Origin of the sequence: Methylobacterium phyllostachyos (assembly GCF_900103445.1) — a bacterium.
Classification (GTDB): Bacteria; Pseudomonadota; Alphaproteobacteria; order Rhizobiales; family Beijerinckiaceae; genus Methylobacterium; species Methylobacterium phyllostachyos.
In genome coordinates this window covers 63,095-78,606 of sequence record NZ_FNHS01000002.1, presented here as the reverse complement: position 1 = coordinate 78,606, position 15,512 = coordinate 63,095, and the positions used below count along the sequence as shown (strand labels likewise).

The 15,512-nt window shown below is 69.6% G+C and carries 14 protein-coding genes, 1 tRNA gene and 2 pseudogenes; 6 read left to right on the top strand and 11 right to left on the bottom strand.

Annotated elements, in window-relative coordinates; all coding sequences use genetic code 11:
• Positions 1–2: 2 nt before the first annotated feature.
• Together aroB and BLQ49_RS03110 are read left to right on the top strand one after the other, a co-directional pair.
• Positions 3–1,148 (top strand): 3-dehydroquinate synthase, encoded by a 1,146-nt coding sequence (aroB, locus tag BLQ49_RS03115; RefSeq protein WP_091713873.1) that lies wholly within the window; start codon positions 3–5, stop codon positions 1,146–1,148.
• Between the two features lie 110 nt (positions 1,149–1,258).
• Positions 1,259–1,334: transfer RNA gene (locus BLQ49_RS03110), tRNA-Thr, on the top strand.
• Between the two features lie 52 nt (positions 1,335–1,386).
• Here the strand turns inward: BLQ49_RS03110 and selB are convergent.
• The 9 genes and pseudogenes from selB to BLQ49_RS03060 all read right to left on the bottom strand — a co-directional run.
• A pseudogene (gene selB / locus BLQ49_RS03105) lies at positions 1,387–3,264 on the bottom strand (selenocysteine-specific translation elongation factor); the annotation flags it as partial.
• 67 nt (positions 3,265–3,331) lie between these two features.
• Positions 3,332–4,705, bottom strand: a pseudogene (locus BLQ49_RS03100) (ABC transporter substrate-binding protein).
• 286 nt (positions 4,706–4,991) lie between these two features.
• Entirely contained in the window at positions 4,992–6,746 is a 1,755-nt protein-coding gene (locus BLQ49_RS03090; protein ID WP_091713231.1) for a complex I subunit 5 family protein, read from the bottom strand.
• Positions 6,743–7,150, bottom strand: coding sequence for a sodium:proton antiporter (locus BLQ49_RS03085; RefSeq protein WP_091713230.1), 408 nt, complete (start codon positions 7,148–7,150; stop codon positions 6,743–6,745). Before BLQ49_RS03085 ends, BLQ49_RS03090 begins: the two co-directional genes overlap by 4 nt.
• Complete coding sequence (locus tag BLQ49_RS03080; RefSeq protein ID WP_091713228.1) at positions 7,147–7,923, bottom strand: MnhB domain-containing protein; 777 nt, start codon at positions 7,921–7,923, stop codon at positions 7,147–7,149. The genes BLQ49_RS03085 and BLQ49_RS03080 overlap by 4 nt, the downstream gene beginning before the upstream one ends.
• Positions 7,920–8,171, bottom strand: a complete 252-nt coding sequence (locus BLQ49_RS03075) for a Na(+)/H(+) antiporter subunit B (protein WP_091713227.1) — start codon at positions 8,169–8,171, stop codon at positions 7,920–7,922. Before BLQ49_RS03075 ends, BLQ49_RS03080 begins: the two co-directional genes overlap by 4 nt.
• A 10-nt stretch (positions 8,172–8,181) precedes the next feature.
• The gene (locus BLQ49_RS03070) at positions 8,182–8,466 is read right to left on the bottom strand and encodes a monovalent cation/H(+) antiporter subunit G (RefSeq protein WP_091713225.1); all 285 of its coding nucleotides are present in this window, start codon (positions 8,464–8,466) and stop codon (positions 8,182–8,184) included.
• A complete protein-coding gene (locus tag BLQ49_RS03065) occupies positions 8,463–8,714 on the bottom strand; it encodes a monovalent cation/H+ antiporter complex subunit F (RefSeq protein ID WP_091713224.1) in 252 nt (83 codons plus the stop codon). The genes BLQ49_RS03070 and BLQ49_RS03065 overlap by 4 nt, the downstream gene beginning before the upstream one ends.
• Positions 8,711–9,202, bottom strand: coding sequence for a hypothetical protein (locus BLQ49_RS03060; RefSeq protein WP_091713222.1), 492 nt, complete (start codon positions 9,200–9,202; stop codon positions 8,711–8,713). Before BLQ49_RS03060 ends, BLQ49_RS03065 begins: the two co-directional genes overlap by 4 nt.
• A 145-nt stretch (positions 9,203–9,347) precedes the next feature.
• Between BLQ49_RS03060 and BLQ49_RS03055 the strand changes: the two genes are divergently transcribed.
• From BLQ49_RS03055 to BLQ49_RS03040, 4 genes are all read left to right on the top strand, one after another.
• A complete protein-coding gene (locus BLQ49_RS03055; protein ID WP_091713220.1) occupies positions 9,348–9,917 on the top strand; it encodes an NUDIX domain-containing protein in 570 nt (189 codons plus the stop codon).
• Positions 9,918–10,038: 121 nt separating this feature from the next.
• The gene (locus BLQ49_RS03050; RefSeq protein ID WP_091713219.1) at positions 10,039–11,757 is read left to right on the top strand and encodes a dihydroxy-acid dehydratase; all 1,719 of its coding nucleotides are present in this window, start codon (positions 10,039–10,041) and stop codon (positions 11,755–11,757) included.
• A gap of 64 nt (positions 11,758–11,821) precedes the next feature.
• Entirely contained in the window at positions 11,822–12,991 is a 1,170-nt protein-coding gene (locus tag BLQ49_RS03045) for an acetyl-CoA acetyltransferase (RefSeq protein WP_091713217.1), read from the top strand.
• A gap of 85 nt (positions 12,992–13,076) precedes the next feature.
• A complete protein-coding gene (locus BLQ49_RS03040) occupies positions 13,077–14,012 on the top strand; it encodes a glycoside hydrolase family protein (RefSeq protein WP_091713208.1) in 936 nt (311 codons plus the stop codon).
• Positions 14,013–14,187: 175 nt separating this feature from the next.
• Here BLQ49_RS03040 and BLQ49_RS03035 read toward each other — a convergent pair whose 3' ends face one another.
• Together BLQ49_RS03035 and BLQ49_RS03030 are read right to left on the bottom strand one after the other, a co-directional pair.
• Positions 14,188–14,574, bottom strand: a complete 387-nt coding sequence (locus BLQ49_RS03035; protein ID WP_091713207.1) for a response regulator — start codon at positions 14,572–14,574, stop codon at positions 14,188–14,190.
• An 88-nt stretch (positions 14,575–14,662) separates the two neighbouring features.
• Entirely contained in the window at positions 14,663–15,319 is a 657-nt protein-coding gene (locus tag BLQ49_RS03030) for an alpha/beta hydrolase (RefSeq protein WP_091713205.1), read from the bottom strand.
• Between the last annotated feature and the right edge of the window lie 193 nt (positions 15,320–15,512).

The following is a 15,512-nucleotide window of genomic DNA, read 5'->3' as shown; positions in this document are numbered from 1 at the left end:
CCGTGACCGAGCCCTCGACCCGTCCCGAAACCTTGACCGTCCACGTCCCCCTAGACGGCGGTCGCGCCTACGACATCCGGATCGGCCGCGGCCTGATCGACACGGCGGGCGACGCGGTGGCCGCCCTCGGCGGCCGGCGGGCCGCGATCGTCACGGACGAGACTGTCGGGGCCCTGTATGCAGGCCGCCTGCGGGAGAGTCTGGAACGGGCCGGATTGCAGGCGGGCATCGTGACGGTGGCGCCGGGCGAGGGCTCGAAATCCTATGCGGGCTATGCCGCGGTCTGCGACGGGCTGCTCGCCCTCAAGGTGGAGCGCGGAGACCTCGTGGTGGCGCTGGGCGGCGGCGTCGTCGGCGACCTCGCGGGCTTCGCGGCGGCGACCCTGCGGCGCGGCGTCCGTTTCGTGCAGGTTCCGACCAGCTTGCTCGCACAGGTCGATTCCTCGGTCGGCGGCAAGACCGGCATCAACGCGCCGCTCGGCAAGAACCTGATCGGCGCCTTCCATCAGCCCCGCCTCGTGCTGGCTGACACGGCAGCCCTCGATACGCTGTCCGAGCGCGAGATGCGCGCCGGCTACGCGGAAGTCGCCAAGTACGGGCTGATCGCCGATCCCGGCTTCTTCGATTGGTGCGAGGCCAACTGGCGGGGGATTTTCTCCGGCGGCCCTGAGCGCGAGGCGGCGGTGGCGTCCTGCTGCCGGGCCAAGGCCGCGGTCGTGACCCGCGACGAGCGCGAGGATGGCGAGCGGGCGCTGCTCAATCTGGGCCATACGTTCGGACACGCCCTGGAGCGGCTGACCGGTTACGATCCGGCGCGGCTGGTCCACGGGGAGGGCGTGGCGATCGGCCTCGCGCTGGCGTTCCGCTTCTCGGCCCGGCTCGGCCTGTGCGCTGGGCAGGAGGCGGGCCGCGTCGCCAACCATCTGGCGCTCGCCGGCCTGCCAACGCGCCTGCAAGCGGTCCCGGGCGGATGCGGCGATGCGGACGCGATCCTTGATGCGATGGCGCAGGACAAGAAGGTCCGCGACGGCGCCCTGACTTTCATCCTTGCCCGGGGGATCGGCCAGAGCTTCATCGCGCCGGGCGTGGATCGGACGGAGGTGGCGGCGTTCCTGCGCAACGAACTCACCGCGGATGCCGACGTGTGATCGCGTTCGAGCTCGGCTCCGGTCTTGCCTAAAGCAGGTCGGGCCGCTATGAGCCTGCCACGTCCGACGCGGCCGATCGCGCGCCGGGCATGGTCCCTGTCGGGGGCCGGGCCGCAATAGCTCAGCTGGTAGAGCACCTCATTCGTAATGAGGGGGTCGGGGGTTCGAATCCCTCTTGCGGCACCACTCCTTCATCAATCTTCATCTCGCGCCACTCGGCGCGGATCTGCCGCCCCTCCGCGATACGCATCGTCAGACCCTGCGCGTCGAAATACTCGAGGAGTGGCATCGTCAGGTTGCGCCCGATGCCGGCCGCCTCGCGGAACTGGCCCACGGTCAGAAGTCCCTCCGGATGCTCCGCCGCCACCGCCCGCGCGACGCTTGCGAGGTCGGCGAGGATTGCCGGCGGGACGTAGTAATGCCTCGATATCCGGCGCAGCCAGCCGATACGGCCGACCTTGTCGAGGAGGGGGCGCAAATCCTCCGGATCGCGCTCGAGCCGTTCGGCAAGGAGGGCGAGCCGAGGCTGGTCGCGCCCGGCCGCCTCCAGCGCGGCCCGGATTGCGGCGTAGAGCGCCGCATCGGCTGGGCGCAGGCTTGCGACATGGTCTGGCCGGTGGAAGAGCCGGCCGCTGCGCGCGATCAAACCCGCCCGCACGAGCCGGTCGACGGCAGCTGGGAGAGCCGGCCGGTCCGGAATCGGCAGCGAGGCGGCGATCTCCTCGGCCAGCAGGCCGGGATCGTCGGGTGTGTCGGCATGCGCCCGGTCGAGGTCGGCCAGTACCCGCCCGGATAGCGCCGCGATCCGCGCGCCCCCGAAGGCCTGGCGCCCATCGCCGACCTTGATCACGACCGCCCCGAGATTCGATGCCAGGGCCTCGCCCGTATCCGCAGGGAGGTTGCGCAGGCGGCCGAAGACCGTGAGGTCGGTGCCGCCCTGCGCTACGGCGAGCAAACCTTCCAGCGCGCGGCCATCGTCCGGCGTGTCGAGGGCGGCGAGGATGGCCCGGCGGCCCGGCGCCCAGGCGCCGCGGCGGGGCCCGTCGATGTCGATGACCCGGCCGCCGCCAAGGGTGCGCGTGGCCGAGATATCGCGCAGGATGAAGCGGTCGCCCGCCAGGGCGCCGAGTCCGGCATCGAGGGCGATGATCGCGGGGGCGGCCGCACCGGGATCCAGGGCGCCATCGGCCTCCAGCAGGACCCGGCCGGTCACCACGGCCGCGCCGAGATGGACTTGGACGGGCGTTCGGTGCCGCAGCGGCTGCGCCGCGCCGGGCAGGACACGCAGTGCCACGTCGAGCCGGACCGTCGGCCCGTAGAGGTCCGGCGCCAGGATCCAGTGACCGCGGCCGACCGCCTCCCGGGTGAGCCGCGGGCCGGTCAGGTTGAGGGCGCAGCGCTCTCCGGCCTGCGCCGACTGGGATTCGCCGTCTCGGACGCGGATCGCGCGGACCCGTGCCTCCTGCCCGCCGGGTGAGACCAGCAGCCGGTCGCCCACGCGAACCGTGCCGGCATGCACGGCGCCGGTCACCACGAGACCAGCGCCCGGTACCGTGAAGCGACGATCGACAGCGAGGCGAAATCCCCGGGATGCGGTCTCGGCGTCCCCCGCACTGACGCAGGCTTCGAGGTGGCCGGCGAGTTCTGCGATCCCGACGCCCGTCAGGGCCGAGCAGGCGCGGATCGGCGCGGCGGCGAGCCCGGTGGTGGCGAGCAGCGTGCCTATCTCCGCGGTCACGGCGGCGATGCGCCGTGGCTCGACCCGGTCGGCCTTGGTGATCGCCACGACGCCGCGGGTCAGCCCGAGGAGATCGAGGATCGCGATATGCTCGCGGGTCTGCGGCATGACCCCGTCATCGGCCGCGACTACGAGCAGGGCGCAGGCGACGCCGGTGGCGCCCGCCACCATGGTGCGCACCAGCCGCTCATGGCCCGGCACATCGACGAAGCCGATCGGCGTTCTGAGAAGGCCCCCCTCCGGCGCATAGGCGAAACCGAGGTCGAGGGTGATGCCCCGCGCCTTCTCCTCCGGCAACCGGTCGGCATCGACACCGGTTAGCGCCTTCACCAGGGCGGTCTTGCCGTGATCGATATGCCCCGCGGTCGCGACGATCATGGGGGCCGTTGATGTCCAATCCGGTCGGGGACCGGCGCGGATCGCTCCGCGCCGGCCGGTGGTCATGTCAGCCCTTGATACGGGTCTCGGCGAGTTCGGACATGCAGGTGTCGTAGGGCGTGAACGCCACCCGTTCGGAGACCGCAAACAGCGTGAACGGCGCGTACAGGAACAGGGCCTTGGACCGGTCCTGGATGTACCGCTCCACCTCGCGGACGACCGCCTCCGTCTGCGCCTCGGGCGCGTGCAGGAGCTTCTCGTAGAGGGCGTCGAACTCCGGATCCTCCGGACCCTGGCGCAGGGTCGCGTCACGCCCGAAGAACTCCCGGTGCATGCAGGCCACCGGGTATTGCGGCGTCCAGTCGAAGTACCATTCGAGCTTGATGTCGAAGTCCTCCGGCAAATCGCCGCGGTCGCTCACGAAGCGGGCCGACAGGCCGATCGTCGAGAGGCACTGCCCGATCGCCTCGACGACCTCCTTCCAGGCGGGTGAGGAAACGATCACGATCTCCCGCCCGCCGAGGCCCGCCTTCTCCAGATGCGCGCGTGCGGCCTCGGGATCGTGCGGGAGCGGGCTCATGCCAGGATCGGCCCCGAAGCGGCCGGGCTGGATGAAGGCGGGAATGACCGTGCCGTAGCCGTACGCACCCTGATCGAGCACGAACTGCCGGTCGATGGCGAGGTTGAGCGCCCGCCGCACGGCGGGATCGCGCCAAACGGAGCCGGGCTTGTTCTCGTTGAAGACGCCCGTGAGGATCGTCTTGGCCTTCTTCGTCTGAATCCGGCCCTTGTCGCTCTGCGGGAAGGCCTTCGCCTCCGCGGGCGTCAGGTCGAACACCACGTCCACGCGCCCGTCACCGGACGCCACGGACGCGATACCCGCGTCCTTGCCGATGACGTTGTCGTAGACGATCCGGACCGTCGGCCTGCGAGCCGGGTTCCAGTAGGTCGGGTTGGGCTCCATCACGACGCGATCGGAGCGGGAGTCGATCAGCGAGACACCCTCGGTGAGCACGAACGGGCCAGTCCCCCACGGACCAGGCGCGTCGATGACTCACCAATGGCCTTCGGCCGATCCCGTCTTCGGGTCGATGAAGCCCCATTCGTTCCAGAAGCGCGTCGACGGCAGATGCATGCCGCGTAGCTTCATCAAGGCAGCCGAATCGCCGCCGGGGAAGCGCATGCGGATGGTGCGATCATCCACCGCCTCGCAGGTGACGTCCCGGGCGAAGTTCAGGAAAGCGCCCGGCGGGTGCGGGTTGGTCCATTCCTGGACCTTGTCGAAGCCGAGCTTGAACATCGCGGCATTGAACGGCTCGCCATCCTGGTAGACGGCATCCCGCATCTTGAGCTCGAGGGTCTCGCTATCGAGCCATTCCCAGGATTCCGCGAGGCTTGGCTGGCCGATCCCGTCGTGATCGACGCGGTTGGCCTCCTCCATCGTGTTCCAGGTGATCGAGAGCCAGTTCACCGGCGACGGATCCACCACCGTGACCGTGTTGTGGAGCCCCCAGGCCCCGCCTCCGGGATCCCCGGTCGCTTGCGCGTCCATGTCTCCTCCTTGGTCCGCCGCCCGCTTCCGTGCGGGCGCCGTCCGACTCGGCGTGAGCCGGATTGGGAGAAAGCTAGTTCCCTATGGCATTGCTCTCAATCGATCGCGTCTCGGCATTTGGCAGGGGGCGATCACATCGTGTCGAGGGCTGGACTGATGAGTGTGGCGATGGCCCTCAGACCATCGCCAGCACGGCGGCGATTCCCGCCACCCCGACCGCCAGCCACGCGGCGTAGTCGCCGATCAGACCGCTGTGCAGGAACTCCAGGGCGCGCGTCGGCGCCGATTGCGTGGCGCTCACGGGCTGGACCACGATCTTCGGCAGCCGGTTCCGGAACAGCCCGTAGCCGGCCCCCGCCAGCCCCGCCGCCACGGACGCCCAGGGCAGCCAGGCCGGCCCCTCGACCAGCGCACCGGCGGCCGGCTGGTGCATGAAGGCCGCCGCGGCCCGGGGGAGGGCGTGCGCGATCAGTTCCGGTGGGATCGCGACATCGAGGGCCAGCAGGGCGCAGCACGGGGCCAGCATGAGCCAGAGGGGGCGATTGGCCTTCTCGCGCTCGTCCTCGCTCGGCGCGCCGGCCTCGTCGCCGGGATCGGGTCCGAGCCCGAGGAAGATCCGGCCCGCCGCCCGCAGCACCGCCGCCCCGGTCAGCGCCGCGCCGACTGCGGTGGCGGCCAGCGCGATCCCATGGCCCTGCTGCGACAGGGCGCCCTGGACGAGCCGCGTGCCCTGGTCGAGGGCGCCGAGCGGCAGGCCGCTGAGCAGGAGGCCTGCCAGCGCCATGGCGATCCCGGCGGGCCAGATGCCCCGTCCGAGCCCGCGCAGGGCGATCTCGTCGATGCTCGCCTGTGTCGCCAGCAGGATGCCGGCGATCATGAACAGGGCACCCTTCACCAGCCCGTGGCCGACCACGTAGACGAGCATCCCGCCGGTGCCGCCCGCCGTGAGAGCGCCGATGCCAGCCAGCATGATGCCGGCATGCGAGATGGTCGAGAAGGCGAGCATCCGTTTCAAGTGGCGTTGCAGCAGAGCCATCCAGCCGCCAAGCAGCGCGGTGAAGCTGCCGAGGCCGATGAGCAGGATCGGCAGCGCCTGCTGGACCTGCGCCGAGCCCGCGAACACGACGGCGCTCACTTTCGCCAGGCCGAACAGCCCGAGCGAGACCATCGAGCCCGAGAAGATCACCGAGACCGGGCTCGGCGCCACCGCGTGGGCATCGGCGAGCCAGAACTGGAACGGTACGATCGCGCCCTTGATCATCAGGGCGGCCGCCACGAGACAGAAGGCCCCGGCCACCACGGGATCGCGCCCGCCGCGGGCCACCGCCGCCGCGATGCCCTCGAAATCCAGCGTGCCGGCCTGGGCGTAGATCAGGCCGATACCGCCCAGCATCAGGAAGCCGGCAAGGCTGTTGACCACCGTGAAGTTGATGGCTCCCGCGAGGGACGATTCCGCCAGGTGGTAGGCGGTGAGCGCGAAGGCGGCGACGCTCATCACCTCGAACCACACGAACAGGTTGAACATGTCGCGCGTGAAGCTGAACCCGACCATGGCGGCCAGGAACAGCAGCATTAGGATGTGGAAGTGGCCGTGCGTCCGGTCGAAGAAGCCCCAGGCGAACACGAAGGTCAGGGCGTAGAGCATGCCGATGAAGGCCGCGATCCAGCCGCTCGCTTCGTCCACCGAGAAGCCGATGCCCAGATACACGCCGTCATGCGGCTCCCAGCCGCCGAACCAGTAGACGATCGGCCCCTGGGCGGCGTACCGGGCGATTACGGCGCACAGGACCGCCACGCTCACGGCGGCGCCGATCGCCAGGATGTCGGGCAGACGCCCCGGCAGGAGATGCGCCGTGGTCAGGATCACCGCGCACACCACGAGGGGTATGGCGACCGGCAGGGGCAGGAGCAGGGCGGGGAAGGCGGTCACCGGGCCCCCCGCGCCGCTTCGTCGCCCCGGCTCGTGTCCTGACTGCGACCGGACTTTCTCCCCGCACGCATCGGCCGGAGTTTTTCCGGATCCAGACTGCCGCCGCGCTTGTGCGCCTGCACGGTCAGCACGAGGAGCAGGGCCGTGAGCGTCGCGCCGACCACGATGTCGGTCAGCACCAGCGCCTGCATCACCGGATCGACCGCGGGCGTACCCGGCGGATGGTCGTAGAAGATCGGCGCGATGCTGCCCCAGCGATAGCCGAGGCCGAGCAGCAGCACGTAGGTCGCCGATTGACAGACGCCGAGGCAGCCGACGAGGTGGATGAAATTGCGGCTGGTGGCGATGCCGTAGAGGCCCACTCCGAACAGCCATGCGGCGACCGCGTAGGGCAGGACACTCACGCGGATTCCTCTCCGGGCTCATCGGGCTCTTCGGCTTCGCGGGTCTCCTCCATGAATTCCAGGAAGAGCTGCGTGAACCCGCCCGTGACCGCCAGGGCGACGCCCAGATTCTCGACGAGCATCAGGCCGCCCGAGAACAGGTCACGGAAGGTGCCCAGCGGCAGGATGTTCTGCATGAAGGCGGCGCCGGTGAGCATCGGCACCAGCCCGCACAGGGCGAAGAGGAGCGCGCCGCCGCCCTCCAGGGCGTCGAGCCAGTGGCTGCGGATGGAGTCGCGCCAGCCGGCATAGCCCTCACCGAGGTAGATCAGCAGCGTTCCGGATGCGAGGATCACGCCCCCCTGGAAGCCGCCGCCGGGCGTCACGGTGGCGTGCAGCACGACGTAGAGGCCGAACAGCGCGGTGAGCGGGCCGGCGATCCGGCAGCCGAGAACCACGGCGTCGGAGCGCGGGATCACGGCGCGGCCGGGCAGGCGCATGGCGCGCCCGGTGGTGCCCTCGCCGCGGCGGCCGCGCAGCAGCACCACCGTGCCGGTGATGGCGGCGAGCAGCATGAACTCCTCGCCCAGGGTGTCGAGGCCGCGCAGGTCGAAGTTGATCGCGCTCACCATGTTGGCGACGTGCCGCGCCTCCGGGGTGATCGCGTTGATCCGGGCGCCGTAGCGGGCAATCGTTGATCCGAACGGCGGCAGGGCGGCCATCACCTGGGCGGCGGCGGGCATCAGGACGAGCCCCGCCAGCACCAGCAGAGCGATGCGAAAGCGCGGGCTCACGGCTCCTCCCCGGAGGCGTTGGCCCGCACCGCCATGAGTGCCACGAGGAACAGGAGCGGCACCGCCGCCGTGCCCACCGCCAGTTCCGATAGGGCGACGTCGGGGGCCTGCAGGGCGTCGAACAGGATCGTCAGCACGAGCCCGTTGGCCGCGATGGCGAAGACCTGGCGATTTGGGTCGCGCACCAGCACCACCGCGGTACCGGAGATCGCGGCGAAGAGCAGGAGGAGCGGCAGGAGGATCGTCATCGGGGCGTCCTCATGCCGACCGCCCCTCGCGCATCAGCACCGCCCGCCCGGACACGTGCGACAGCAAAGCCGCCCAGGCGAGGTACACGCTCATCATCACCAGGATCTTGAGGGACCGCCCGGAGATGCCGTCGGACAGGAAGGCCGCCACCGTGACGCAGACGGAGCCCGTGACGTTGAGAAAGGAGAGGGCGTGCAGCCGGTCGAGCGCCCGGGGCAGACGCCACAGGGCGAGCGCGGCGAGCCATGACGCCGCCACCGCGAGGCCGAGGAACAGGCCGATCACCACGCTCATATCCAGCGCTCCAGGAAGACCGCGAGCAGCATCGTACCGGGCAGGTTGAGCAGGACCAGGGTGAGGGCGAGGTCGGTGATCGAGGCTTGGTCGGTAGCGAAGGCGAGCAGCGTCAGGATCAGCACCGTGACGCTGCCTGCGAGCTGATAGGCGGCGAAGCGCTGGCCGGGCCGGCCCCGCCATGCCAGGGCCGTCGCAAGGGCGAGCGGCGGCAACAGCGCCAGGATGGCGGCCGTCCAGATCGTCATCCCGCCGCGTCCTTCAGGGCGTGCGTCACCACCGTCCCATGCGGGCGGTCGATAGTCAGCACGTAGCTGTCCGGGGCGAGCGAGGCTGCGAGCAGCCCGACCGCCCGTTCGGCCGGTGCTGTCCCGCCATGCGGCGTCGCCCAGGCGATCTCGGCGGCGCTCCGCTCGCGGACGACACCGCCTCCGGTCTGCCCCAGGACCGCCCTGGCCAAGTGAACGCCCACCCGGACGGTCTGGCGCGGCATACCGAGGAGCGCCGCGCCGAACGGCTTCAGCAGGGCCCGGCTGAAACGGAAGCGGATGCCGCCCCGGCGGCCCACCGCCCACCACCAGATCGTGCCGAGGGTCGCGCAGGCGACCATGGCGAGGCCTTCGTTCAGGCTGACCGAGCCGGCGAAGACCAAATAGGTGGCGGCCAGCAGCAGCCAGATCGCAACGGCGTCCCGCGTCGACCGGTCCTTCAACGCCTTGATCGGTCCTGCCTGCATAGACCCTGACCAGAACCGCCATAAAAGCGTGGCTGTACGCCTGATCGACCCAAACGTGATGGGAGCCTCCCCGTTCCCGGAACTTGAGGACACGCCTTCGTGTAAGCACAGGGCGGAGCGGGGCGGTTCCGCCAGGGGGCGCATCATGAAGGCCGAGATCCTGTCCATCCGCTTCCTCCACGAGGGCTGGAACCGGTTCGGACTCGCGCAGGTGCGCCTGCAGGACGGGTCTGTGGCCGAGCGCGCGATCGAGGATCACGGCGACTCGGTGGGGATCCTGCCCTACGATCCCGTGAGACGGGTCGCGACGCTGGTGCGCGAGCTGCGGGTGCCGCCACTCTTCGCGTCCGGCGAGCAGGTCCAGCTGGAGGCGCCGGCTGGCCTGATCGATGACGGCGGTCCGCAGGAGAATGCCCGCCGCGAGGTGCTGGAGGAGGTCGGCTTACGGCTGCACGACCTCGAATTCGTTGGCGCCACCTATTCCTGCGCGAGCCTGACCACCGAGAAGATCCACCTTTTCCTCGCCCCCTACGGCTTGGCCGACCGGACCGAGGCCGGCGGCGGGGCCGAGGGCGAGCACGAGAACATCCGCGTCGTCGAGATGCCGCTCGCCGAACTTGCCGCCGAGGCCGACCGCGCGGCGATCACCGACCTGAAGACGCTCACCTTGATCCTGGCGCTGCGCGCCCGCCACCCGGAGCTTTTCCCGGCGTGAGAATACGGTATCGCGTATACGCGCGGTGGTTGCTGACGGCCGTCGTGCTCGCCGGGGTGGCGTGGATCGCCTTCCATCTGCGCTGACCACCGGCGGAGCTGATGTTTCAGGGATCGATGCCATGAGCGAAGACGCCGGACATGCCGAGCCGCACGGGTTCGACCGGGGCCTGACCAATTACGGCGACCGCGACTTCGCCCGCTATCTGCGCCGCTCCTTCGCCCGTTCCATGGGAATCTCGCCGGGCCTGCTGGCGAAACCGGTGGTGGGCATCGCCATGACGCCCTCGGGCTTCAACAACTGCCACCGGGGCATGGACGAGCTGGTGGAGGCGGTCTCCCGCGGCGTGTTGGCGGCCGGCGCCCTGCCGCGGCCGTTCCCGACCGTGTCGCTCGGCGAGGTTTTCCTCAATCCGACCAGCATGATGTACCGCAACCTGATGGCCATGGACACGGAGGAGATGATCCAGGCCCAGCCGATGGATGCCGTCGTGCTGATCGGCGGCTGCGACAAGACCGTGCCGGCCCAGCTGATGGGCGCAGCCTCGGCGGGGCTGCCGGCGATCCAGCTCGTGACCGGCCCGATGTCCACCGGCCGCCATCGGGGCCAGCGGCTCGGCGCCTGCACGGATTGCCGGGGTTTCTGGGCCAAGTACCGGGCCGGCACCGTCGATGCCCAGGAGATCGCCGAGGTCGAGGGCCGGCTCTCGGTCACCGCCGGCACCTGCGCGGTGATGGGCACGGCTTCCACCATGGCGTGCATCGCCGAGGCGCTCGGCATGTCGCTGCCCGGCACAGCCGCGATCCCGGCGGTGCATTCCGACCGCCTGGTCGCGGCCGAAGAATCGGGTCGCGCTGCGGTACGGCTGATCCAGTCGAAGATCGCGCCGGCGCAGGTCATCACCCGCAAGTCGGTGGAGAACGCCATCCGGGTGCTGATGGCGGTCTCGGGCTCGACCAACGCCATCGTCCACCTCACAGCCATCGCGGGGCGGCTCGGCATCCGCGTACCCTACGAGCGCTTCAACCAGATTTCCGACGAGACACCGGTGCTGGTCGATCTGAAGCCCGTGGGCGAGGGCTACATGGAGGATTTCCACGCGGCCGGCGGCATGGGCGCGCTGCTGCGCGAGTTGCGCCCGCTCCTGCATCTCGACACCGTCGATGTGGAGGGCCGCACCCTCGCCGAGCGCCTGGACGAGCCCGCCGGCTGGGTCGATCGCGCGATCATCCGCACCTTCGACAACCCGGTCTCGCCGGTCGGCGGGCTGGTGGCGCTCGCCGGCAACCTCGCCCCCGAGGGTGCGATCTTCAAGCGCGCCGCCGCGACGCCGGAGCTGTTCGAATCGGAGGGCCGGGCGGTGGTGTTCACCGGCCTGGAGGATCTGAGCCGGCGGATCGACGATCCCGACCTCGACGCGGCGCCGGGCGACGTGCTGGTGCTGCAGAATGCCGGCCCGCACGCCGCCGGCATGCCCGAGGCCGGCTACCTGCCGATCCCGAAAAAGCTCGCCCGGGCGGGGGTGAAGGACATGGTACGCATCTCCGACGCCCGGATGTCCGGCACGGCCTTCGGGTCGATCGTGCTGCACATCGCCCCCGAATCCGCTATCGGCGGTCCGCTCGCGGCAGTGCGCGACGGCGACCGGATCAAGCTGTCGATCCGCGACAAGCGGATCGACCTGCTGGTCGAGCCGGACGAGATCGCCCGCCGGCTTGCCGAACACCGGCCGCCACCGGCGCCGAGCCGGGGTTACAAGGCGCTCTACCGGCGCACCGTCACGCAGGCGCCGGAGGGCTGCGACTTCGATTTCCTGATGGGGGAGGCCGGCCAGGGCTGATTGGCCGGCTTGATCGCCGGCCGCGCCGGGCCCATCGTCGGGCCAAGACTCGGGAGGTCACCGGATGACGCGCGCCTGCATCGTGGGCTGGGCCCACACCCCGTTCGGCAAGCTTGAAGAGCCGGATGTCGAGGGGCTGATCGCCCGTGTCTCGGGCGAGGCGCTGGCCCATGCCGGGGTCGAAGACTCCCGCGTCGACGGCATCTACGTGGGCTCGATGAACACCGGCTTCTCGAAGCAGGGGTTCGAGGGCTCGCTCGTCGCCGTGAACCGGCCGGGCCTTGCCCATGTCCCGGCGACCCATCTGGAAAATGCCTGCGCCACCGGCTCGGCGGCGCTCTACGCGGCCCTCGATTTCGTCGATAGCGGCCGGGGCCGGATCGCCCTGGTGATCGGCGCCGAGAAGATGACGGCCAAGACCGTGGCCGAGACGGGCGACATCCTGCTGGGCGCCTCCTACCGCAAGGAGGAGGCCGAGATCGAGGGTGGCTTCGCGGGCGTGTTCGGGCGGATCGCGGCCGGCTACTTCCAGCGCTACGGCGACCGCAGCGAGGAGTTGGCCCGAATCGCCGCCAAGAACCACCGCAACGGCGTCGCCAACCCCTACGCGCAGCTGCGCAAGGATCTTGGCTTCGACTTCTGCAACCGGGTCTCGGACAAGAATCCCTACGTGGCCGCACCCCTGCGGCGGACCGACTGCTCGCTGATCTCGGACGGGGCGGCGGCCCTCGTGGTGGCCGATGCCGAGACCGCCGAGGGGCTGGAGCGGGCGATCGGCTTCCGCGCCCGGGCCCATGTCAATGACATCCTGCCCCTGTCCCGCCGGGATCCGACCGCGTTCCAGGGTGCGCGGATGGCCTGGGACAAGGCGCGGGCCGAGGCTGGGATCGGCAACGAGGATCTGTCGTTCGTGGAGACCCACGATTGCTTCACCATCGCCGAGCTGATCGAGTACGAGGCCATGGGCCTCGCCGAACCGGGCGAGGGCTTTCGCGTGGTCCGCGAGGGACTGGCCGAGAAGGGTGGGCGACTGCCGATCAACCCATCGGGCGGGCTGAAGGCCAAGGGGCACCCGGTGGGGGCCACCGGCGTGTCGATGCACGTGATGGCCTGCCTGCAACTGATGGGCGAGGCCGGGGAGATGCAGGTGCCCGGGGCCGAACTCGCCGGGATCTTCAACATGGGCGGCGCGGCCGTCGCCAATTACGTGTCGATCTTGGAGCGTCGGCGCTGACGCGGGGTCACGACGAACCCTGCGCACGCCTCGATCGTCATCCCATCGGCCTGCAGCACCACGCGCATTGAACAGGAAAGGTCGCATGGCCTGGGACAAACTCGGCGTCGTCTACAACACGGATGGAAGCCGCGACTGGATGCGGTCGCACCCTTATCTGCCCACCGCCATCCAGATCGATCGGGAGACCATCCGGGTCTTCCTCGCGTTCCGTGATGCGGAGAATGTCGGACGCCTCGGTTTCGTGGACGTTGCGGCTTCTGATCCCCGGCGGGTTCTGCGGGTCTCCGAGCGACCCGCGCTCGATATCGGCGTCCCGGGCGCCTTCGACGACAATGGCGTGTCCCCGCTATCGGTCGTGCGCGACGGGGATCGGCTGAGGATGTACTACGCGGGCTGGCAGCTCACACCGCGCGTGCGTTACCTCCTGCTGACCGGCCTCGCGTTCAGTGACGACAACGGCGAGACCTTCTCCCGCCATCAACTCACCCCCGTCCTGGAGCGCAGCTCGAAGGAGCTTCTCGTCCGCTCGGGTGCGGCGATCATCAAGGACGGCGGCCTCTGGAAAGCGTGGTACGCGGCCGGCTCATCCGTCATCACTGCGGACGCCAAATCGGTCCCGACCTACCATGTGGCCTATGCGGAGTCCGCCGATGGCGTGGCTTGGCCGGACCATGGCCAGCCCGTCATCGTGCCCGTGGCTCCGGATGAATACGGATTTGGCCGCCCGCACGTCGAGAAGGCCGGGGACGAGTACCGCATGTGGTACTCCGTACGCTCCCATTCCCTGATCTATCGGATCGGCTACGCCACGTCACCCGACGGCGTCCATTGGCACAGACGCGATGATGAGGTCGGGATCGATGTTTCGCCGTCGGGCTGGGACTCGGAGATGATCGGGTTCGCCTCGATCGTCGAGAACGAGCACGGCCGATTCCTGTTCTACAACGGCAACGATTATGGAAAGACCGGCGTCGGCGCGGCGAGGTGGACAGGCGCGCGCTCCGAAGCAGAGCGCTGAACGATCTGAACCGCCCCGCTCAACCTGAGCTGCAGCCATACGGTCCGGCGACCCGGACGATATCGCCGGTCGCCTCGAACGCGAAGCCGTCCGTCGCAGGGAACCTCTGACCCCGCCCACCCGCGGCGGGGTTCGGCGCCCGGCCTGTGGAGGGAAAGCCCAAGTCGGCGGCTCGTCAAGCCGCGCGCTGCATGAAGGCGCGCAAGGTGCGGACCAGGGTCGTCGGCTCATAGGGTTTCGGAATGAACCGGGCGCCCTCCGGCATGTCGTTCGGGCCGGGCGTGCCCATGCCGGAGACCACCAGCACGGGAATCGACGGCCAGCGATGCGCCACGAGACGGGCCAGGGCGAAGCCGTCCATCGACCCTTGCGGCATGTCGACATCCGTCATCAGGACGCCGACATCGTCGCGGTTCTCCAACACCTTGAGCGCCTTGTCGGCGTGGCTCGCCTCCACGACGGTGAAGCCGGCATCCGCCAGGGTATCGGCGGCCTCCATCAGCAGGAGGCCGTCATCCTCGACGAGGAGCACGACGGGTTGGTCGGACGGGCTTTCTGACATCAGACCTGCGGAGGTGTGTCGTGGATTTCCGAAGCCCGCGCCGTATTCCTCCGGGCCGCGTCCCGTCAAGGCGCGAACCTGAGATGCGTCAGGCTGCCTCCTCGCGCTTGCCGAGGCGCTTGTCGAGGTAGGTATCGACGGTCTGAGTCAGCTCCTCGACCTTGCCGTCGAAGAAGTGGTTGGCACCCTCGACCACCTGATGCTCGATGATGACGCCTTTCTGCACCTTCACCTTCTCGATGACCGGCATGACCTCGCGGGCCGGAGCGACCCGGTCCTCGGAGCCGTGCACGAACAGGCCGGAGGACGGACACGGCGCCAGGAAGGTGAAGTCGTAACGGTTGGCCATCGCGGCGATGGAGATGAAGCCCTCGATCTCCGGCCGGCGCATCAGCAGCTGCATGCCGATCCACGAGCCGAAGGACACGCCGGCGATCCAGCAGGCCTTCGCCTCCGGGTTCACCGACTGCACCCAATCCAGCGCGGCCGCGGCGTCGGACAGCTCGCCCGAGCCGTGATCGAACGAGCCCTGGCTGCGGCCGACCCCACGGAAATTGAAACGCAGGGCTGCGAAGCCACGATTGGCGAAGGTATAGAAAAGGTTGTACACAATCTGATTGTTCATCGTGCCCCCGAATTGCGGGTGCGGGTGCAGGATGATCGCGATCGGCGCGCCACGCTTCTTAGGGGCCTGATAGCGGCCTTCCAGGCGGCCGGCGGGGCCGGTGAAGATGACTTCGGGCATGGTTCAATACTCACTCTCGCATGCGCCCGCCGCGCGCGTGGCGCCAAGCTCACGCAGCCTTGACTCAATGCGCGAGCACCATAAAAGCACTCTTAGAACAGTTCTAGGCGATTAGAATTGTTCTAAAAAGACCGCTCGGTGCGTCGCACGGGCTGCCTGAGCCGATCCTGCCGGTCGGCGGGCCTCGATCCAT